The 18,617-nt window shown below is 70.4% G+C and carries 20 protein-coding genes and 1 pseudogene; 18 read left to right on the plus strand and 3 right to left on the minus strand.

Features of this window, described 5'->3' with window-relative positions:
• Positions 1 to 59 precede the first annotated feature (59 nt).
• Entirely contained in the window at positions 60 to 968 is a 909-nt protein-coding gene (locus IH45_RS0119285; protein ID WP_030595480.1) for a tRNA (adenine-N1)-methyltransferase, read from the plus strand.
• A 184-nt stretch (positions 969 to 1,152) separates the two neighbouring features.
• Positions 1,153 to 1,734, plus strand: a complete 582-nt coding sequence (locus IH45_RS0119290; RefSeq protein ID WP_030669464.1) for a hypothetical protein — start codon at positions 1,153 to 1,155, stop codon at positions 1,732 to 1,734.
• A gap of 15 nt (positions 1,735 to 1,749) precedes the next feature.
• Here the strand turns inward: IH45_RS0119290 and IH45_RS0119295 are convergent, their stop codons facing one another.
• Positions 1,750 to 2,037 carry a ferredoxin gene (locus IH45_RS0119295; protein WP_030669467.1) on the minus strand — a complete coding sequence of 96 codons (288 nt, stop codon included), beginning with the start codon at positions 2,035 to 2,037 and terminating at the stop codon, positions 1,750 to 1,752.
• 241 nt (positions 2,038 to 2,278) lie between these two features.
• Between IH45_RS0119295 and arc the strand changes: the two genes are divergently transcribed.
• The 6 genes and pseudogenes from arc to prcA all read left to right on the plus strand — a co-directional run bounded on the left by arc (position 2,279) and on the right by prcA (position 8,350).
• A complete protein-coding gene (gene arc, locus IH45_RS0119300; protein WP_030669470.1) occupies positions 2,279 to 4,045 on the plus strand; it encodes a proteasome ATPase in 1,767 nt (588 codons plus the stop codon).
• Between the two features lie 276 nt (positions 4,046 to 4,321).
• Positions 4,322 to 5,833, plus strand: a complete 1,512-nt coding sequence (gene dop, locus IH45_RS0119305; RefSeq protein ID WP_394298685.1) for a depupylase/deamidase Dop — start codon at positions 4,322 to 4,324, stop codon at positions 5,831 to 5,833.
• Between the two features lie 188 nt (positions 5,834 to 6,021).
• Positions 6,022 to 6,240, plus strand: a complete 219-nt coding sequence (locus tag IH45_RS0119310; protein ID WP_003981605.1) for a ubiquitin-like protein Pup — start codon at positions 6,022 to 6,024, stop codon at positions 6,238 to 6,240.
• Positions 6,241 to 6,507: 267 nt separating this feature from the next.
• Positions 6,508 to 6,688: pseudogene (locus IH45_RS1000000149980) on the plus strand (endonuclease domain-containing protein); the annotation flags it as partial.
• Positions 6,640 to 7,485 (plus strand): proteasome subunit beta, encoded by an 846-nt coding sequence (prcB, locus tag IH45_RS0119315; RefSeq protein ID WP_030669476.1) that lies wholly within the window; start codon positions 6,640 to 6,642, stop codon positions 7,483 to 7,485. The pseudogene IH45_RS1000000149980 and the gene prcB, both read left to right, overlap by 49 nt.
• A gap of 64 nt (positions 7,486 to 7,549) precedes the next feature.
• Positions 7,550 to 8,350: a proteasome subunit alpha gene (prcA, locus tag IH45_RS0119320; RefSeq protein WP_030669478.1), complete on the plus strand. Its 801-nt coding sequence runs from the start codon at positions 7,550 to 7,552 to the stop codon at positions 8,348 to 8,350.
• A gap of 91 nt (positions 8,351 to 8,441) precedes the next feature.
• On the opposite strand, the gene IH45_RS0119325 is transcribed toward prcA, so the two are convergent.
• On the minus strand, positions 8,442 to 9,503 hold the full coding sequence (locus IH45_RS0119325; protein ID WP_030669480.1) for a LacI family DNA-binding transcriptional regulator: 1,062 nt from the start codon (positions 9,501 to 9,503) through the stop codon (positions 8,442 to 8,444).
• Positions 9,504 to 9,630: 127 nt separating this feature from the next.
• Between IH45_RS0119325 and IH45_RS0119330 the strand changes: the two genes are divergently transcribed.
• From IH45_RS0119330 to tatC, 10 genes are all read left to right on the plus strand, one after another.
• Positions 9,631 to 10,899 carry an MFS transporter gene (locus IH45_RS0119330; RefSeq protein WP_030669484.1) on the plus strand — a complete coding sequence of 423 codons (1,269 nt, stop codon included), beginning with the start codon at positions 9,631 to 9,633 and terminating at the stop codon, positions 10,897 to 10,899.
• Positions 10,900 to 10,908: 9 nt separating this feature from the next.
• Complete coding sequence (gene pafA, locus IH45_RS0119335) at positions 10,909 to 12,270, plus strand: Pup--protein ligase (protein WP_030376106.1); 1,362 nt, start codon at positions 10,909 to 10,911, stop codon at positions 12,268 to 12,270.
• Between the two features lie 172 nt (positions 12,271 to 12,442).
• Positions 12,443 to 13,432: an FKBP-type peptidyl-prolyl cis-trans isomerase gene (locus IH45_RS0119340; protein WP_030669487.1), complete on the plus strand. Its 990-nt coding sequence runs from the start codon at positions 12,443 to 12,445 to the stop codon at positions 13,430 to 13,432.
• A 57-nt stretch (positions 13,433 to 13,489) separates the two neighbouring features.
• The gene (locus IH45_RS0119345) at positions 13,490 to 13,864 is read left to right on the plus strand and encodes an FKBP-type peptidyl-prolyl cis-trans isomerase (protein ID WP_030669490.1); all 375 of its coding nucleotides are present in this window, start codon (positions 13,490 to 13,492) and stop codon (positions 13,862 to 13,864) included.
• A gap of 183 nt (positions 13,865 to 14,047) precedes the next feature.
• Positions 14,048 to 15,034, plus strand: a complete 987-nt coding sequence (locus IH45_RS0119350; protein WP_030669492.1) for a helix-turn-helix transcriptional regulator — start codon at positions 14,048 to 14,050, stop codon at positions 15,032 to 15,034.
• Between the two features lie 21 nt (positions 15,035 to 15,055).
• The gene (locus IH45_RS0119355) at positions 15,056 to 16,006 is read left to right on the plus strand and encodes a helix-turn-helix transcriptional regulator (RefSeq protein WP_030669496.1); all 951 of its coding nucleotides are present in this window, start codon (positions 15,056 to 15,058) and stop codon (positions 16,004 to 16,006) included.
• A gap of 25 nt (positions 16,007 to 16,031) precedes the next feature.
• Positions 16,032 to 16,289 (plus strand): CpXC domain-containing protein, encoded by a 258-nt coding sequence (locus IH45_RS0119360; protein ID WP_030669498.1) that lies wholly within the window; start codon positions 16,032 to 16,034, stop codon positions 16,287 to 16,289.
• Positions 16,290 to 16,389: 100 nt separating this feature from the next.
• Entirely contained in the window at positions 16,390 to 16,590 is a 201-nt protein-coding gene (locus IH45_RS0119365; RefSeq protein ID WP_030669501.1) for a hypothetical protein, read from the plus strand.
• A gap of 207 nt (positions 16,591 to 16,797) precedes the next feature.
• Positions 16,798 to 17,088, plus strand: coding sequence for a Sec-independent protein translocase subunit TatA (gene tatA, locus IH45_RS0119370; protein WP_030669504.1), 291 nt, complete (start codon positions 16,798 to 16,800; stop codon positions 17,086 to 17,088).
• A 62-nt stretch (positions 17,089 to 17,150) separates the two neighbouring features.
• Positions 17,151 to 18,125: a twin-arginine translocase subunit TatC gene (tatC, locus tag IH45_RS0119375; RefSeq protein WP_030669507.1), complete on the plus strand. Its 975-nt coding sequence runs from the start codon at positions 17,151 to 17,153 to the stop codon at positions 18,123 to 18,125.
• 105 nt (positions 18,126 to 18,230) lie between these two features.
• On the opposite strand, the gene IH45_RS0119380 is transcribed toward tatC, so the two are convergent.
• On the minus strand, positions 18,231 to 18,524 hold the full coding sequence (locus IH45_RS0119380; protein WP_030669510.1) for a hypothetical protein: 294 nt from the start codon (positions 18,522 to 18,524) through the stop codon (positions 18,231 to 18,233).
• Positions 18,525 to 18,617: the final 93 nt, after the last annotated feature.

Raw genomic sequence — 18,617 nt, forward strand, 5'->3', positions numbered from 1 at the left:
CCCCCCACCCCACCCTCCTCCTGGTCCCGACCGCTCCCCGGGCCCGGTAGGCTGGTCACATGTCCGAACCGACCGGTGCCGCCCGCCGTCGCGGGCCCTTCAAGGTCGGGGACCAGGTCCAGCTCACCGACCCCAAGGGACGCCACTACACGTTCACGCTCGAAGAGGGCAAGAGCTTCCACACCCACAAGGGAGCCTTCCCCCACGACGAGCTGATCGGTGCTCCCGAGGGCAGTGTTGTCCGTACCACCGGGAACGTCGCCTACCTCGCGCTGCGCCCGCTGCTCCCCGACTACGTCCTGTCCATGCCCCGCGGCGCCGCCGTGGTCTACCCCAAGGACGCGGGGCAGATCCTGGCGATGGCCGACATCTTCCCCGGCGCGCGCGTCGTCGAGGCGGGGGTGGGCTCCGGCTCGCTCAGCAGCTTCCTGCTGCGCGCCATCGGCGACCAGGGCATGCTGCACAGCTACGAGCGGCGCGCCGACTTCGCCGAGATCGCCACGCAGAACGTCGAGCGGTACTTCGGCGGCCCGCACCCGGCGTGGACGCTGACCGTCGGTGATCTCCAGGACAACCTCTCGGACACGGACGTGGACCGGGTCATCCTGGACATGCTCGCCCCCTGGGAGTGCCTGGAGGCCGTCTCCAAGGCGCTCGTCCCGGGCGGCATCCTGTGCGCGTACGTCGCCACGACGACGCAGCTGGCCCGTACGGTCGAGGCCATCCGCGAGCACGGCACCTTCAACGAGCCGTCGGCCTGGGAGACCATGGTCCGCACCTGGCACGTCGAGGGCCTCGCCGTCCGCCCCGACCACCGCATGATCGGCCACACCGGCTTCCTGCTCACCGCCCGCCGCCTCGCGGACGGCGTCGAGCCGCCGCTGCGCCGGCGCCGTCCGGCCAAGGGCGCGTACGGGGAGGACTACACCGGTCCTGGCAGCTCCAGCGGGGGCGCGGAGCGCGGCTGACGCGCCCCGACCGCACCACTCGAACCATCCGGCGCCGCCGACGAGTTCCCGCCCCACGGGAACCGCCGGCGGCGCCGCTTCGTTCAGGGGACGGAAGCCCCGCCCGGGTGTTCCCCGGCGGCCCGCCCTGTGGAACGATGCTGGGCACTCCCACCGCCACAGCTCTTCACAGGAGTTACCCCGCGTGCAGCCCACGGCAGGCCACGACCTTCCGCACACCCGCACCCGCGCCCTGCACTGGCTCGCCACCGCCGCCGCTCTCGCGGCGGCCGTCGCAACAGCCTCCTTCGTCCAGCCCCCCGACGCCACGGCCACCGCCGCCGCGCCCGGCGCCCGCGCGGCCGCGGGACCGGCTCCCGATCCGCGTGCCGCCAGGTACCCGGTCGACTGCGGCCCCAACCGCCTCGACGTGGTCGAGAGCGCCACCGGCGACCTCGACGGCGACGGCAGCCCCGAGACCGTCGCCGTGGTCCGCTGCCACACCGAGACGGGCACCCCGCCCAGCGGCGTGTACGTCCTCGCCCGCCCCGCGGCGGGCAAGGGCGCCCCGCGGGTCGCCGCGACCCTCCTCTCGCCCGCGCAGCAGCGCAGCGTCGAGGGCTTCGCCGTACGCGGCGGTGTGATCGACGCAACCCTGCTGGGCTACTCCACGACCGATGTGCCGCGCTGCTGCCCGGACGTACGAGCACGGACCAAGTGGCAATGGAAAGGCGGGAAGTTCGTCCAGAGCGAACTCCCCGCCTCCTCCGACACTGCCGGTGTGTGATCCGTCACACTGTGTCTACTCCGCGTCCGGTCCGTAGACCTCCACCCGGTCCTTGACCCGGCGTACGTGGATGCAGTCGCCCGGACACTCCTTCGCGGAGTCCCGTACGTCATTGAGCAGCGGCAGGGGGACGGGGGTGGTGGCCCCCTTCTCCTGGAGCAGTTCGTCGTCGGCGCTCTTCACATAGGCCAGACCGTCGATGTCGAGTTCGAAGACCTCCGGCGCGTACTGCGCACAGATGCCGTCGCCGGTGCAGAGGTCCTGGTCGATCCAGACCTCCAGTGCTTCGTCCTGCGCGGTCATCTCGCCTGCCGTTCCTGCGTACGTGAATCAAATGGGGCCCACCCTGACGGGTGTTGACCGTCTCGACGATACAACCGTCCGCTTTCTGATGTTGTTGGGTGGGTATCCCCCTGAGGTGAGGACGTGCGCAAGGGTGAAGATCGGACACGCCCCGACAGTCTTTTCGATCTAGGGGTTTCAACCTGCACCGGCCCAGGTAGGGTCAGGAAGCGTCCAGCTCCCCTTGGAGGAGGTGAGGACCGTGGCAGCCCACGACGACGACATCAACCGCGGCATCCGGCCGGGGCGGGGGTCTGACGACCCTGCCGGCCAGGTTGCCTATCTCGAGCAGGAGATCGCCGTCCTGCGACGCAAGCTCGCCGACTCTCCGCGTCACACGAGGATTCTCGAAGAGCGGATCGTCGAGCTGCAGACCAACCTGGCCGGCGTTTCGGCACAGAACGAGCGACTCGCCAACACGCTGCGCGAGGCGCGCGACCAGATCGTCGCCCTCAAGGAGGAGGTCGACCGGCTCGCACAGCCGCCGGCCGGCTTCGGCGTCTTCCTGCAGGCGAACGAGGACGGCACGGCCGACATCTTCACCGGAGGCCGAAAACTCCGCGTGAACGTCAGCCCGAGCGTCGACCTCGACGAGCTCCGGCGTGGCCAGGAGGTCATGCTCAACGAGGCGCTCAACGTGGTCGAGGCCATGGAGTACGAGAACGCCGGGGACATCGTCACCCTCAAGGAGATCCTGGAGGACGGCGAGCGCGCCCTGGTGATCGGGCACACCGACGAGGAGCGGGTGGTGAGGCTCGCCGAGCCGCTGCTGGACATCACCATCCGCCCCGGCGACGCCCTGCTCCTGGAACCGCGCTCCGGCTACGTCTACGAGGTCATCCCCAAGAGCGAGGTCGAAGAGCTCGTCCTCGAAGAGGTCCCGGACATCGACTACACGAAGATCGGCGGTCTGGGCGGCCAGATCGAACTGATCCGCGACGCGGTCGAGCTCCCGTACCTCTACCCGGACCTCTTCAAGGAGCACGAACTGCGCCCGCCCAAGGGCGTGTTGCTCTACGGGCCGCCCGGCTGCGGCAAGACGCTGATCGCCAAGGCGGTCGCCAACTCGCTCGCCAAGAAGGTCGCCGAGGTGACCGGCAAGCCCGCGGGGAAGAGCTTCTTCCTCAACATCAAGGGCCCCGAGCTGCTGAACAAGTACGTCGGCGAGACCGAGCGGCATATCCGCCTGGTCTTCCAGCGGGCCCGGGAGAAGGCGAGCGAGGGCACCCCCGTCATCGTCTTCTTCGACGAGATGGACTCCCTCTTCCGCACCCGCGGGTCCGGGGTCAGCTCGGACGTGGAGAACACCATCGTCCCGCAGCTGCTCTCCGAGATCGACGGTGTGGAGGGCCTGGAGAACGTCATCGTCATCGGCGCCTCCAACCGCGAGGACATGATCGACCCGGCGATCCTGCGCCCCGGCCGGCTGGACGTCAAGATCAAGATCGAGCGTCCGGACGCCGAGGCCGCCAAGGACATCTTCTCGAAGTACCTCACCGAGCGCCTGCCGCTGCACGCCGACGACCTCGGCGAGCACGGCGGAGTCCGGTCGGCCGCGGTCAGCGCGATGATCCAGTCGGTCGTCGAGCAGATGTACGCGGAGTCCGAGGAGAACCGCTTCCTGGAGGTCACCTATGCCAACGGTGACAAGGAAGTTCTCTATTTCAAGGACTTCAACTCCGGCGCAATGATCGAGAACATCGTCGGCCGCGCCAAGAAGATGGCCATCAAGGCATTCCTCGAACACAACCAGAAGGGTCTGCGCGTCTCCCACCTGCTCCAGGCATGCGTGGACGAGTTCAAGGAGAACGAGGACCTGCCCAACACCACCAACCCGGACGACTGGGCCCGCATCTCCGGCAAGAAGGGCGAGCGGATCGTCTACATCCGCACCCTGGTCACCGGCAAGCAGGGCGCGGACACCGGCCGCTCCATCGACACGGTGGCGAATACCGGCCAATACCTGTAACACCGCCGACCGGCTGCGGATGTCCTGCACGGGGCGTCCGCAGCCGGACGCTTTTCCGGGGCTACGGGGGTGATCCCCCGGAACGCGGTGACCCGCAGGTAAAAACCGGACTGGAGCAATGACTGTAATGATCTCCCCACCGCCGCAAAGGCGTTCTAGGCTCTTCGGTACCGCCGCGTCGCGCACTGCGGAAGCGGGGGCCGCACACGGACCGGAAGCGCAGCGGTACTTGAGCGCCGACCCCATCCGGGGGCGCCGCCGGGCAAGGAGGGCCGCATGACCGTACGGCGAGTAATGGGAATCGAGACGGAGTACGGGATCTCCGTCCCCGGCCACCCGAACGCCAATGCCATGCTCACCTCGTCCCAGGTCGTCAACGCCTACGCGGCAGCGATGCACCGGGCGCGACGCGCCCGCTGGGACTTCGAGGAGGAGAACCCGCTGCGGGACGCCCGAGGCTTCGACCTCGCCCGCGAGAACGCCGACGCCAGCCAGCTCACCGACGAGGACATCGGGCTGGCCAACGTGATCCTCACCAACGGGGCACGCCTGTACGTCGACCACGCGCATCCGGAGTACAGCTCGCCGGAGGTCACCAACCCGCGCGACGCGGTGCTCTGGGACAAGGCCGGCGAGCGCATCATGGCCGAGGCCGCCGAGCGCGCGGCCCAGGTCCCCGGCGCCCAGCCCATCCACCTGTACAAGAACAACACCGACAACAAGGGCGCCTCCTACGGCACGCACGAGAACTACCTGATGAAGCGGGAGACGCCGTTCTCCGACATCGTGCGCCACCTGACGCCCTTCTTCGTCTCCCGCCAGGTCTTCGCCGGGGCCGGCCGCGTCGGCATCGGCCAGGACGGCCACGAGCACGGCTTCCAGATCAGCCAGCGCGCCGACTACTTCGAGGTCGAGGTCGGCCTGGAGACCACGCTCAAGCGCCCCATCATCAACACCCGCGACGAGCCGCACTCGGACGCGGAGAAGTACCGCCGGCTGCACGTGATCATCGGGGACGCGAACCTCTCCGAGATCTCCACCTACCTCAAGCTGGGCACCACCGCGCTGGTCCTGTCCATGATCGAGGACGGCTTCATCGCCGTGGACCTCGCCGTCGACCAGCCGGTACGCACCCTCCACCAGGTTTCCCACGACCCGACGCTGCGCCACCTGATCACGCTGCGCAGCGGCCGGACGCTGACCGCCGTACAACTCCAGATGGAGTACTTCGAGCTGGCGCGCAAGTACGTGGAGGACCGGCTCGGCGCGGACGCCGACGAGCAGACCAAGGACGTCCTGGCCCGCTGGGAGGACGTGCTGGGGCGCCTGGAGCACGACCCGATGAGCCTGTCCGGCGAGCTGGACTGGGTGGCCAAGCGGGAGCTGATGGAGGGCTACCGGCGCCGGGACGGCGTCGACTGGGACGCGGCCCGGCTGCACCTGGTCGACCTGCAGTACGCCGACGTACGGGCCGACAAGGGCCTCTACAACCGGCTGGCGGCCCGCGGCAAGATGAAGCGGCTGCTGACCGACGACGAGGTCGCGCGGGCGGTGCAGGCGCCCCCGGAGGACACCAGGGCGTACTTCCGCGGCCGCTGCCTGGAGCAGTACGCGGACGACGTGGCGGCGGCCTCCTGGGACTCGGTGATCTTCGACCTGCCGGGCCGTGACTCTCTGCAACGGGTACCGACGCTGGAACCGCTGCGCGGCACCCGTAACCACGTCAAGGAGCTGCTCGACCGGTGCCGTACGGCCGAGGACCTGGTGCGGGTCCTTTCCGGAGGGTGACCGGGCGTCCGATCGGGCACCTGATCCGGGGCTAAAGGTTGCCCTGGCGGGAATCATCGGGGTGTCTCCCGGACGTTGCACCAAGAACGGCGAAGAACGATGAAGAGCACAGCCGATGTCAGACCTTGCTTGTAGGGTCTGATCTTGACAGTCACATCGAGCGGGGCGAACCGAGCGGGGTGAGGGACATGGCGACCAAGGACACCGGCGGCGGACAGCAGAAGGCGACGCGTTCGACCGAAGAGGTCGAGGAGCAGTCGCAGGACGCGCAGGCCGCGGACGATCTCAAGGAACGGCAGGAAAAGCTGTCGGACGACGTCGACTCCGTCCTGGACGAGATCGACGACGTGCTGGAGGAGAACGCCGAGGACTTCGTGCGGAGCTTCGTGCAAAAGGGCGGGCAGTAAGAGGCGTGTCGGTTTCCGTCGGCGGTGGGTGCGGTACCCGCGGGCGCGGTGGCACACCGGCCGCGCCCGCCCCGTACGGGAACCGGCCCGACGGGTTCCGATCCCGGCTCCGGGAGCGTGCGGCCGCGCAGGCCGCCGCGCGCTCCCGGCGCCGTTCGAGCGCGCTCGGCGAGCGCGTGCGCACAGGCCGTGCCGGGCGCGGGCCGCACGCGCGGGGGAGCCGGGGCGAGGGGCTGCCGCAGCCGCCGTCCCGTCCGTTCCCGCGTGCATGTGGATCACCGCCCCAGGACAGGTAAGGTCCGGGACGTACTGTGCTTCAGCTGCAACGCAGCGCTGGGCCAATTCAAGGATCGGCCGGACGTCTTGGGGCGGGCGGCCGATATATCCGGAAGGAAACGTGTGGAAGCCAACACTCGTAGCACCGGGCGTCTACCAGCTGCCTTCCTGACGCCCGGGTCCTCGTCGTTCATGGACTTCCTCGGGGAGCACTCGCCGGAGCTGCTGCCGGGCCGCCGGCCGCCGCTGCCCGTGCAGGGCGCCGTCGAGGCGCCGCACGGCACGACGATCGTGGCGGCGTCCTTCCCCGGCGGCGCGGTGCTCGCCGGTGACCGCCGCGCGACGATGGGCAACGTCATCGCGCAGCGCGACATCGAGAAGGTCTTCCCGGCCGACGAGTACTCGGCCGTCGGCATCGCCGGCACGGCCGGTCTCGCCGTCGAGATGGTCAAGCTCTTCCAGTTGGAGCTGGAGCACTTCGAGAAGGTCGAGGGCGCCCAACTCTCCCTGGAGGGCAAGGCGAACCGCCTGTCGACGATGATCCGCAGCAACCTCGGGATGGCCATGCAGGGCCTGGCCGTGGTGCCGCTGTTCGCCGGCTGGGACGTGGACCGCGAGAAGGGCCGCATCTTCACGTACGACGTGACCGGCGGGCGCTCGGAGGAGCACGGCTTCGCGGCGACGGGCTCCGGCTCGCTCTTCGCGCGCGGCGCCCTCAAGAAGCTCTACCGCGACGACCTCACGGAGAACCAGGCCGCCACGGCCGTCGTCCAGGCGCTGTACGACGCCGCCGACGACGACTCGGCGACCGGCGGCCCCGACCTGGCGCGCCGGATCTACCCGATCGTCACGGTCATCACCGAAGAGGGCTTCAAGCGGTACACCGAGGCCGAGGTGTCGGAGATCGCCCGCGCCATCCACGAGCGGCGGCTCGACGAGCCCGACGGCCCGCGCGCCGCGCTGCTCTGAGGACGGGAAGTCCGCCATGCATGCGCCACTGAGAGAGTCATTGACAGAAAGGGACGGATAGCCGGTGTCGACGCCGTTCTATGTCTCACCCCAGCAGGCCATGGCCGACCGTGCCGAGTACGCCCGCAAGGGCATCGCGCGCGGCCGCAGCGTCGTGGTGCTGCAGTACGCCGACGGCGTGGTCTTCGTCGCCGAGAACCCGTCCCGCGCCCTGCACAAGGTCAGCGAGATCTACGACCGGATCGCCTTCGCGGCGGTCGGCAAGTACAACGAGTTCGAGAACCTGCGCATCGGCGGCGTGCGCTACGCCGACCTGCGCGGCTATACCTACGACCGCGCGGACGTGACCGCGCGCGGCCTGGCCAATGTCTACGCCCAGACCCTCGGCACGATCTTCTCCAGCGCCGCCGAGAAGCCGTACGAGGTCGAGCTGATCGTCGCGGAGGTGGGCAACGCCCCCGAGGACGACCAGATCTACCGCCTGCCGCACGACGGATCGATCGTCGACGAGCACGGTTCGGTCGCGGTCGGCGGCAACGCCGATCAGATCAGCAGCTACCTCGATCAGCGGCACCGCGACGGCATGACGCTGGGCGAGGCGCTGAAGCTGGCCGTCGAGTCGCTCTCGCGCGACAACAACGGCGGTGAACGCACCCTGACCGCCGAGCAGTTGGAGGTCGCCACCCTCGACCGTACGCGCCCGCAGCAGCGCAAGTTCAAGCGCATCCTGGGCCGTCAGCTCTCCCGGCTGCTGGAGGAGAACGGCGCCGCGGTGTCGGCGGAGGGCGCGGCCGACGAGTCGGCGGACTCCGCGGACTCCGAGGGCACGTCCGGCTCCGAGGGCGGCTCGGACTCCGGTTCGTAACCAGGCGGACGCGGGCACCTACGCGCCCCGGCGGGTGGACAACCTGCCGGGGCGCGCCGCGTTGTACGGGGGCCGGGCAGGGCCCGTACCGTCACACCTGGGCCGCGGGCGGCACCGGCGCCGTGGACCCCCGTACGACCAGCTCCACCGGCAGGCTGACCGGCGCGGGCGGGCGGCCTTCCAGCGCGGCCATCAGCGCGTGCATGCCCGCGGCCCCGACCTCCTCGGCGGGCAGCCGGACGGTGGTCAGCTCCGGCTCCACGGCCCTGGACAGCGCCAGGTCGTCGAGGCCGGTGACGGAGAGGTCCTCGGGCACCCGCAGGCCCAGCCGGCGCGCGGTCTTGCAGGCCCCGGCCGCCACCAGGTCGTCGTCGCACAGCAGGGCGGTCGGGCGCGGGCCCGGCCCGGTCAGGGCCGCGTGGGCGGCGTGCAGGCCGCCGTCCACGCTGAGCGCGGCGGGCTCCGTGCGTACCTCCGCGTCCGGAACGCCCCGCAGCGCCTCGGCGAGGGCCGCGGACCGTACGTGGAAGGTCCAGGAGTCGACGGCGGCCGCGAGGTGGGTGATGCGGCGGTGGCCGAGCCCGAGCAGGTGGGCCGCGAGGCGCCGGACGCCGTCGGCGATGTCGAGGTTGACGGTTGCGGTGGCGCCGGGGTCGTCCGGATCGCTGTCGAGCATCACCAGCGGCAGTTCCTCGCCGCGCATGGCGGCCAGCGCGTCGGCGGCCATGGAGGACGCGATCACACCGTCCAGCGCGGCGCGCGCCGAGGCGAAGGGGTCGCGCGCCGGGCCGATGCCCTCGGGGGAGGGGTAGAGGACGACGCCGAAGTCGTGGTCGGCGGCGACGCGGGCCGCCCCGGTGTAGACGCGGGCGAAGTACTCGGTGGTCAGGGCGGGCACCACGAGCAGCGCGGTGCGGGTGCGGCCCATCCGGAGGCTGCGCGCCGCGAGGTTGGGGCGGTAGCCCAGCTCGCGCGCGGCGGCGCGGACGGACTCGGCCTTGTGCGGCGAGACCCGGCCGCGCCACTTGTCGCCGAGGACGAGCGAGACGGCGGCCTGCGAGACCCCGGCGGCGCGGGCGACGTCCCGGCTGGTGACGCGGGGCGCGGCGGCGGTGCCGGGGCGTGCGGGGGACGGCTGCTCGTGGGCGGTCACCGGGGTTCGGGCTCCTCGCGTCGGACGTCGCGGTATGGACCCGCGAGCTGGGGACATGGTACGTATGACGCCGCACGTTATACGTAACACTACTGCCCGGCGCTGCGCCGGACGGAAGGGAGCGGGCATGGGCGCCGGATACGCGCAGCTGCTCCGCACGCGGCACGCGGCCCGGCTGCTGGCCGGGACGCTGGTCGGCAGGCTGCCGAACGCGACCGGGCCGCTGGCCGTGGTGCTCTTCACCCGCGCCGAGGGTGGCGGCTACGTCCTGGCGGGCGTGCTGTCCGCCGTGTACGGGGTGAGCAACGCGGTCGGGCAGCCGCTGCTGGGGCGGGCGGTGGACCTGTACGGGCAGCCGCGCGTGATGCTGCCCGCGGCGGTGATCTCCGCCCTGGGCATGGGGCTGCCGGCGGTCACCGGCCTGGAGCCGCTGCCCCTGGTGTACGCGGCCATGGTGATAGCCGGGTTCTTCACGCCGCCCCTGGAGGGCGGGCTGCGCGCGCTGTGGCCGTCGGTGCTCAAGCGCGAGGACCGGGTGCACGCCGCGTACGCGCTGGACGCGGTGGCGCAGGAAGTGATGTTCGCGGTCGGGCCGTTGCTGGTGACGACGTGTGTGGCGCTGTGGTCGGAGCGCTGGGCGCTGCTGGTGATCAACGCGATCGGGGTGCTCGGCGCGCTCTCCGTGGCGGTGTCGCCGCCCTCCCGGCAGTGGCGCAGCGGGCCGCGTGAGGCGCACTGGCTGGGGGCGCTGCGCTCGTCCGGGATGCTGGTGCTGATCGCCTCGTTCTTCTTCGTCGGGCTGGCGCTGGGGTCGATCGCGGTGGCGGCGGTCGCGTACGCCGACGAGCACGGCGGCGGGATGGTCTCCAGCTACCTGCTGTCGGCGCTCGGCGTCGGCGCCCTCCTGGGCGGTGTCGTGTACGGCGCCCGGCAGTGGCCCGGGCACCCGGAGAACCGGCTGCGGCTGCTGGTGGCCCTGCTGGCGCTCGGATACGTACCGCTGGCGCTGACGCCGGGCGTGGCAGGGATGACGCTGCTGACGGGGGTGGCCGGGGTCTTCCTGGCGCCCGCGCTGGCGTGCGCGTTCGTGGTGGTGGACCGGCACGCGCCGCGGGGGACGGTCACCGAGGCGTTCTCCTGGCTCGTGACGACGTTCGGGGTGGGCTCGGCGGTGGGGATGACGGTGGTCGGCCCGGCGGTGGAGCAGGGTGGTCCGGCCGCGGGGTTCGCCGTCGCGGGGGCGGGCGGGGTGGCCGCACTGCTCGTACTTGTGTCGACAAAGCGCTTTCTTTCCCCCGTCGGTGACACCGTCGTGCGCGCGGCCGCGCAGGTCACGGCGGAAACTGATCGAAACGAGGCCGTCCAACCCGGTTTCAGAGCAGGCCATCAGGCGTAATGTTCAGTCATGGACCGCCGCATTTTCGGGCTGGAGAACGAGTACGGCGTCACATGCACGTTCAGGGGACAGCGCCGACTGTCTCCTGACGAAGTGGCGCGGTACCTCTTCCGCCGTGTCGTGTCATGGGGCCGCAGCAGCAATGTCTTCCTGCGGAACGGCGCCCGCCTGTACCTGGACGTGGGTTCGCACCCGGAATACGCAACCCCCGAGTGCGACAACGTGACCGAGCTGGTCACCCACGACAAGGCCGGTGAGCGCATTCTCGAAGGTCTGCTGGTCGACGCCGAGCGCCGCCTGCACGAGGAGGGAATCGCGGGCGACGTCTATCTCTTCAAGAACAACACCGATTCCGCCGGAAACTCCTATGGTTGCCACGAAAACTATCTCGTGGCCCGGCACGGGGAGTTCTCCCGGCTCGCGGACATCCTCATTCCGTTCCTGGTCACACGGCAGCTGCTGTGCGGTGCGGGCAAGGTCCTGCAGACGCCGCGCGGAGCCGTCTACTGCGTGAGCCAGCGCGCCGAGCACATCTGGGAGGGCGTCTCCTCGGCGACCACCCGCTCCCGTCCGATCATCAACACCCGCGACGAACCGCACGCCGACGCCGAGCGCTACCGCCGGCTGCACGTCATCGTCGGCGACTCCAACATGTCCGAGACGACCATGCTGTTGAAGGTCGGCGCCACCGACCTCGTGCTGCGCATGATCGAGGCCGGCACGGTCATGCGCGACCTGACCCTGGAGAACCCGATCCGCGCCATCCGGGAGGTCAGCCACGACATAACCGGTCAGCGCAAGGTGCGGCTGGCCAGCGGACGGGAGGCGTCCGCGCTGGAGGTCCAGCAGGAGTACTACGAAAAGGCGGTGGACTTCTGCGAGCGGCGCGGTATCCGTACGGGCATGGTCGAGCGGGTACTGGAATTGTGGGGCCGTACGCTCGAAGCCGTACGCGAACAGGATCTCGACCGGATCGACACCGAGATCGACTGGGTGATGAAGTACAAGCTCATCGAGCGCTACCGCGCGAAGAACAACATCACCATGTCGCATCCGCGGGTGGCGCAGATAGATCTCGCGTATCACGACATCCACCGCCGGCGGGGGCTTTACTACCTGCTGGAGCGCAAGGGGCAAGCCGCGCGCATCTGCAACGACTTGAAGATCTTCGAAGGCAAGTCGGTGCCGCCGCAGACCACCCGGGCCCGGCTGCGCGGCGACTTCATCCGCCGCGCCCAGGAACAGCGCCGTGATTTCACGGTCGACTGGGTGCATCTGAAGCTCAACGACCAGGCGCAGCGCACGGTGCTGTGCAAGGACCCGTTCCGGTCCGTGGACGACCGGGTGGAAAAGCTGATCGCCGGTATGTGAGTCCGGTGGGTCACCGGATTCGGTGACCGCCGGACGTGGCTGTGCCGGGAGCGCCCGCGCTCCCGGCACTTTGCCGTATTGCCCGGTTGTGTTGCGTATGGAAATGCCCCCCGGGTCAGGTCGTAGAGTGACGGCCATTGCCCACCCGTCCCACGACCCCGAGTTGGACTCCATGAACCTCACGAAGAACACCCGTCGCGCAGCCGCCGCGGCGCTGGCCGTGCCCGTCCTGCTGTTCACCGCCGCCTGTGGGTCCGATGACGGCAAGGGCTCGTCGGCCGCCACGGTCGCCACGGTGGAGGGCAAGGCCGGGGAGCAGCCCAAGATCACCGTGCCGAAGGACGCCAAGGCGCCCGGGGAACGGGCCACCAAGACGCTGATCGAGGGCAAGGGGGCGACGGTCAACAAGGGCGACTTCGTCCGGCTGGACTACGCCGCGCAGGCCATGAAGACCGGCCAGAACCTCGGCACCTCCTGGATGAAGCAGCCCGGCACGGACGCGAAGGCGCCGCGGACGCAGGTGGTCGGCGAGGCCAGCGACCAGGCCCAGTCGCAGCTTCCCCCGAAGGTGATGGGGGCCGTTGTGGGGCAGAAGGTCGGCAGCCGGGTGCAGATCGAGGGCACCGCGAAGGAGCTGGTCGGTGAGAACCTGAACCCGCAGCTCGGCATCAAGCCGGAGGACGGCCTGGTGTGGGTCGTGGACATCGCCGCCGCGAAGAAGGCCGACAAGAAGGCCAAGGCCGAGGGCGAGCAGGCGAAGCCCGAGGAAGGCATGCCCGAGGTGAAGGCGGAGGGCGACAAGGCCGCGACGATCACGATCCCCCAGGGGGAGAAGGCGCCCACCGACCTGAAGCAGCAGGTGCTGGTCAAGGGCAAGGGCGCGGAGGTCAAGGCCGGTGACGGGCTGATCGCGCAGTACACGGGCGTGAAGTGGGAGGACGGCAAGAAGTTCGACTCCTCCTGGGACCACGGCGGGGCGACCGCCTTCCAGATCGGCACCGGTTCCGTCGTCAAGGGCTGGGACCAGGCGCTGGTCGGCAAGCACGTCGGGGACCGGGTGGAGATCGTGATTCCGCCGAAGCTGGGCTACGAGGGGAACGCGCAGAGCGGGCTGGACAAGAACACCCTCGTGTTCAGCGTGGACATCGTCGGCACCGTCTGAACATGATCTGCCAGACTGTGGCCGTAGCTGTGCAGATTCTTTCGTAGGAGCACTTTCGTGAACATCGACAAGCCCGAGATCGACTTCCCCGAGGGCCCGGTCCCCACCGACCTGGAGATCGTGGACCTGTGGGAGGGGGACGGGCCGGTCGCCAAGGCGGGGGACAACGTCTCCGTCCACTACGTCGGCGTCTCCTTCAGCACCGGTGAGGAGTTCGACGCGAGCTGGAACCGCGGCAAGCCGCTGCAGTTCCAGCTGGGCGCCGGCCAGGTCATCGCGGGCTGGGACCAGGGCGTGCAGGGCATGAAGGTCGGCGGCCGCCGCCGGCTGACCATCCCGGCGCACCTGGCGTACGGCGAGCGCGGCGCCGGCGGCGGCCGCATCGCCCCCAACGAGACGCTGATCTTCGTCTGCGACCTGGTCTCCGTCTGAGACCGCCGCACATCCGGCCGCGGCACAGCGGCGGCCGGCGCACCGAGGGCCCGTACCGTCCGGTACGGGCCCTCGGCCGTCCCCGGCCGGACCCCCGCCCCCGGCTCCCCGCCCCCTCGGCTTTGCCGCAGGTCCCCGGAGCGGTACGGTCATCGGTCGGGAGTCCGACAAGAAGGGGCGTCGATGGCCATTGCCAAGGCCGAGCGGCTGATGAATCTGGCGCTGTGCCTCCTGGGCACCCGTCGCCCGCTGACCAAGCGTGAACTGCGCGCCTCCATCGAGGCGTACGTGGAGGCGTTCGGCACCGGGGACGGCGGCACGGGCGACGACTCCTTCAACCGGATGTTCGAGCGCGACAAGGACGATCTGCGCGAACTGGGCCTGGTCATCGAGACCGTCGAGGGACTGGACGGGGAGATCGGCTACCTCGCCCGCCGGGACAGCAACCGCCTCCCCCCGATCACCCTGGACGCGGCCGAGGCCGCCGCCCTGGGCCTGGCCGCCAAGATCTGGCAGCAGGCCCGGCTGGCCGGCGCCGCCAGCGGTGCCCTGCAGAAGCTGCGCGCGGCCGGCATGCCCTTCGAGGACGACGGCTCCTTCGAGGCCCAGCAGCCGCACAGCGCCCTGGAGCCCCGCATCCCCGCCCACGAGGCCGCCTTCGAGCCCCTGATGCTCGCCTGCCGCGACCGCCGGCCCGTGGTCTTCGACTACCGCAAATCCAACGCCGCCCGCCCCGAGCAGCGGCAGGTGGAGCCGTGGATACTGGAGTGCTGGCGCGGCCACTGGTACCTGGCCGGCTGGGACCGTGAACGCCAGGCCGAACGCGTCTTCCGGCTCTCCCGTATCACCGGCAAGGTTCGCTCCCGGCAGGGGAAGTTCACCGCCGAGGTGCCCGACCACGTCACCGTCCGCGAGACGGTGGAGAGCTGGGCGGGCGAGACCGCCACCGGCACCGCCCGCATCAGACTGCGCGCCGACCACGGCTACCCGCTGCGCGCCCGCGCGCTGACCATCCGTGAGCTGGGCGGCGGCTGGGACGAGCTGGAGATCCCGTACGGGCACGGACTCGACGCCTGGCTGGTCGAGTTCGGCCCCGACGTGGTGGTGCTGGAACCCGCCGAACTGCGGGCCGACGTCGTGGACCGGCTGCGCGCCGTGGCCAAGGGCTGAGAGGGACGGGACGCACACACCATGGCTACGAACGCGATCGACCAGACCCGGCGCATGCTGTCGCTGGTGACGTACCTGCGCGAGCGCCCCGGCGCCCGCGTCTCCGACGTCGCCCGCGCCTTCGGCATCACCGAGGACGAGCTGATCGCCGACCTCGACGTACTGCCGATGTGCGGTACGAGCTTCCGCGGCGGCGACCTGCTCGACATCGACACCGACGGCGACCGCATCTGGTGGCACAACCCCGACGACGTCGCCGAACCGCTGCGCCTGGCCGCCGACGAGGCCACCGCGCTGCTCGTGGCGGCCCGCGCGGTCGCCACCCTGCCCGGCCTGCGCGAGGGCGACCGGCAGGCGCTGCTGCGCGCCACCGCCAAGCTGGAGGCCGCGGCGGGCGAGGCGGCCGGCGCCAGCTCCCGGGTCTCGGTCACCTTCGAGTCCGAGGGCGGCGTCTTCGCGGACGTCGACCGGGCCATCGCCGAGCGGCGCCGGCTGTGGCTGCGCTACTACTCGCCCGCGCGCGACGAGCTGACCGAGCGCGAGGTGGACCCGATCCGGCTGTTCGCGGTGGGCCACACGTACGTCGAGGCGTGGTGCCGGCTCTCCGAGGCGCGCCGTACCTTCCGGCTCGACCGGGTCGCCGAGATCAAACTGCTGGACGCCCCCGCCGACCCGCCGCCGGTCGAGCTGCGCGATCTGTCCGAGGGGCTGGTGCAGCCGGCCGCCGAAGATCCCGAAGTCGTCATCGAGGTGGGGCCCGGCGGGCGCTGGGTGGCCGAGTACTACCCGCACGACAGCGCCGAGGACCTGCCCGACGGCGGCCTGCGCATCACCCTGCGCACCCCCGACCCCGCCTCGCTGCGGCGGCTCGCGCTGCGCCTGGGCCGGGACGGCCGTATCGTCGCGCCCCAGGCCCTCGCGGACAGCGCGCGCCAGGCGGCCCGGCAGGCCCTCGCGGCGTACGGCGAGTAGGCGCGCGGAAGGGCGGGCGGCGACGATGACGACGACGGTGGGTGCGATGACCACGACCCTGACCGGCCCGGTGCTCTTCAAGGCCGCCTGCCCCGACTGCCGCGGCAGCTTCGAGCTCGCCTCGGACGCCCTCCGCCTGGCCATCGGCGCCACCCGCCGCACCACGTTCTACTCCTTCACCTGCCCGGACTGCGGCAGCGCCGTCCGCAAGCCGGCGGGGGAGCGGATCATCGAACTGCTCACGGGGGGCGGGGTGCGGACGTTGCGGGTGCAGGGTGGGTGATCGCCGTGGTGCCGCTGTTCCTCCGGCCCAGGGTGCCTGCCGTGCCTCTCCTTCAGCCCATGTGTCCTGATCGGCACACCCGCCCCGATAGGCTCCTCCCATGTTCTGGCCCATGATCGCTGTCGCTCTCGGCTTCCTCGGCCTCGCCGTGCTCGGCGTCCTCGCCGTCCGCGTCTTCGTGGAGGTCCGGCGGCTGGCCCGCCAGGTGGGGGAGACCTCGCAGCGCATCCAGCGGGCGGCCGAGGACCTGGAGCGCGCGGCGATGCCGCTGGCCGCCCGGGGCGGAAGAGTAAAGGGATGACGCGCTCTGCTCAGTCGCACGCGCGACCGGTACGCTGCTGAGGCGGGCCGAAGAGCGAGGCACCGGCCCGCAACCGGGAGTACGCGCGGAGATTGTCCAGCGTTCGCCGCCGCGCGTTACGATCGCTGCTGGCGCGGCGGACGGACATATGTCCGATCTGTCGAGCAGCCCCAACCCCCAGCCGCCTCGGTGAGAAGGTACACAGTTATGTTCGGTGGAAAGATCGGCGTTCCCGAGATCCTCCTCATCCTCGTCGTCGTCCTGCTGCTGTTCGGCGCGAAGAAGCTCCCCGACATGGCTCGTTCGCTCGGCAAGTCCGCACGCATCCTCAAGAGCGAGGCCAAGGCGATGAAGTCGGAGGGGACGGACACGCAGTCGGCGCCGTCCGACCCGCCGAACGGCCAGCAGGAAGTCCCCCGCACCATCCAGGCCGCTCCTGGCGACGTCAGCAGCGGACGGCCGGTTGCCCAGCCGTCCGACACCACCACCAAGCGCTGACCGAGGGCCCGGACGGGGCAGGGGTGTCGGCCACTGCCTCTCGTACGAGATGAGGATGTGGGGTGCTCAAGTCCGCCCTCCCGAAGAACCGCAAACCGAAGGACCCCGAGGGGCGCATGCCGCTCGTGGAACACCTGCGCGAGCTGCGTAACCGGCTCGCCAAGTCGGTCCTGGCCATTCTGATCGCCACGATCGTCTGCGCGTTCTTCTACAGCGAGATCATCAACTTCATCACCAAGCCGATCCTGCAGGCGGTCGGCTGTGATGCGCAGTTCACGGACCTCGCGAAGCAGCAGAAGGGCACCTGTGCCCGCATCGTGATGCTGGACCTGCTCGGCCCGTTCGCACTGGCCCTGAAGGTCTCCCTGATGGGTGGCGTGATCGTCGCCTGCCCGGTCTGGCTGTACCAGTTGTGGGCCTTCCTCGCGCCCGGTCTGCACCGCAACGAGAAGAAGTACTCGCTCAGCTTCGTGGCCGCCGGATTCCCGCTCTTCCTCATCGGCGCCTATTTCGCCTACTCGGTGCTGCCGACCACCGCCCAGGTGCTGCTGGAATTCACGCCGGTCGGCGTGGACAACCTCCTGCCGCTGGACAAACTGCTGGACCTCGTCACCCGCATGTTCGTGGTCTTCGGCCTGTCCTTCGAGCTCCCACTGGCGCTGGTGATGCTCAACTTCGCCGGGATCCTCACCGCGGCCCGGATGCGGGGCTGGTGGCGCGGCATGGTGATGGCCATCACGGTCTTCTCGGCCATCGCGACCCCCAGCACCGACCCGCTGACGATGATCGCCCTGGCGGCGCCGATCTGCCTTCTGTACTTCGCGGCCGTCGCGATCGCCACGGTGAACGATTCCCGCAGGCAGCGCCGACTGGCCGAGGGACCTGGCGACGACGAGGCCTCCGAGCTGGACCTGACGCCCGAGGCCATCGGCGAGGTCGAGCCGGTAACCGGTCACCGGATGCTGCCGGAGCAGGCGGGCACCGACACGCCGGGTGACCGGCCGCAGCGACGCAACGGGTACGACGACGTGACGTGATGCCCGAGCGGGCAGCGGAAAGGGGCGGGGAGCCGGCTGGGCTCCCCGCCCCTTTCCTGTTCGGTCTGCCGGTGTCAGCAGGCGCCGGGCAGACGTCGCATCACATCAGCAGTACTTGATGCTCCGCACCGTGCCGGTGCCCTTGTAGTAGTGGCTCTTCCCCGGCTTGATCGTGATGCAGCTGCTGTCCCACCACCAGCGCTCGTCCACCTGGACCTTGATCGTGTTCTTGCAGCCGTTGTGGATGTTCACCGCGTTCTTGCTCGGGTACCACGTCGCCGTGACGCACTTGGCCACGCCCGAGCTCGCGGCCGAGGCCGGGGCGGCGACGGCCATCGGTACACCCACCGCGACGACGGCGAGCGCCGCTGCCGTCGTGGCTGCCTTGATCTTCTTCATGCTTTCCCCTCCATCGGGGCGCGGAACGCCCCGCTCGTCCACGCGGTCGGCGACCGGCGCACCTGGTCAACGGTGCAAGCCGGCACGGAACGC

The organism is Streptomyces rimosus subsp. rimosus, from assembly GCF_000720725.1.
Classification (GTDB): Bacteria; Actinomycetota; Actinomycetes; order Streptomycetales; family Streptomycetaceae; genus Streptomyces; species Streptomyces rimosus_A.

Bases quoted from the DNA above. Each gene is read 5' to 3' on its own strand.
- IH45_RS0119285 (WP_030595480.1), top strand. From the start codon at position 60: ATGTCCGAACCGACCGGTGCCGCCCGCCGTCGCGGGCCCTTCAAGGTC.
- IH45_RS0119295 (WP_030669467.1), bottom strand. From the start codon at position 2,037: ATGACCGCGCAGGACGAAGCACTGGAGGTCTGGATCGACCAGGACCTC.
- dop (WP_394298685.1), top strand. From the start codon at position 4,322: ATGACCGTACGGCGAGTAATGGGAATCGAGACGGAGTACGGGATCTCC.
- IH45_RS0119310 (WP_003981605.1), top strand. From the start codon at position 6,022: ATGGCGACCAAGGACACCGGCGGCGGACAGCAGAAGGCGACGCGTTCG.
- IH45_RS0119330 (WP_030669484.1), top strand. From the start codon at position 9,631: ATGGGCGCCGGATACGCGCAGCTGCTCCGCACGCGGCACGCGGCCCGG.
- pafA (WP_030376106.1), top strand. From the start codon at position 10,909: ATGGACCGCCGCATTTTCGGGCTGGAGAACGAGTACGGCGTCACATGC.
- IH45_RS0119340 (WP_030669487.1), top strand. From the start codon at position 12,443: ATGAACCTCACGAAGAACACCCGTCGCGCAGCCGCCGCGGCGCTGGCC.
- IH45_RS0119350 (WP_030669492.1), top strand. From the start codon at position 14,048: ATGGCCATTGCCAAGGCCGAGCGGCTGATGAATCTGGCGCTGTGCCTC.
- IH45_RS0119355 (WP_030669496.1), top strand. From the start codon at position 15,056: ATGGCTACGAACGCGATCGACCAGACCCGGCGCATGCTGTCGCTGGTG.
- IH45_RS0119360 (WP_030669498.1), top strand. From the start codon at position 16,032: ATGACGACGACGGTGGGTGCGATGACCACGACCCTGACCGGCCCGGTG.
- IH45_RS0119365 (WP_030669501.1), top strand. From the start codon at position 16,390: ATGTTCTGGCCCATGATCGCTGTCGCTCTCGGCTTCCTCGGCCTCGCC.
- tatA (WP_030669504.1), top strand. From the start codon at position 16,798: ATGTTCGGTGGAAAGATCGGCGTTCCCGAGATCCTCCTCATCCTCGTC.
- IH45_RS0119380 (WP_030669510.1), bottom strand. From the start codon at position 18,524: ATGAAGAAGATCAAGGCAGCCACGACGGCAGCGGCGCTCGCCGTCGTC.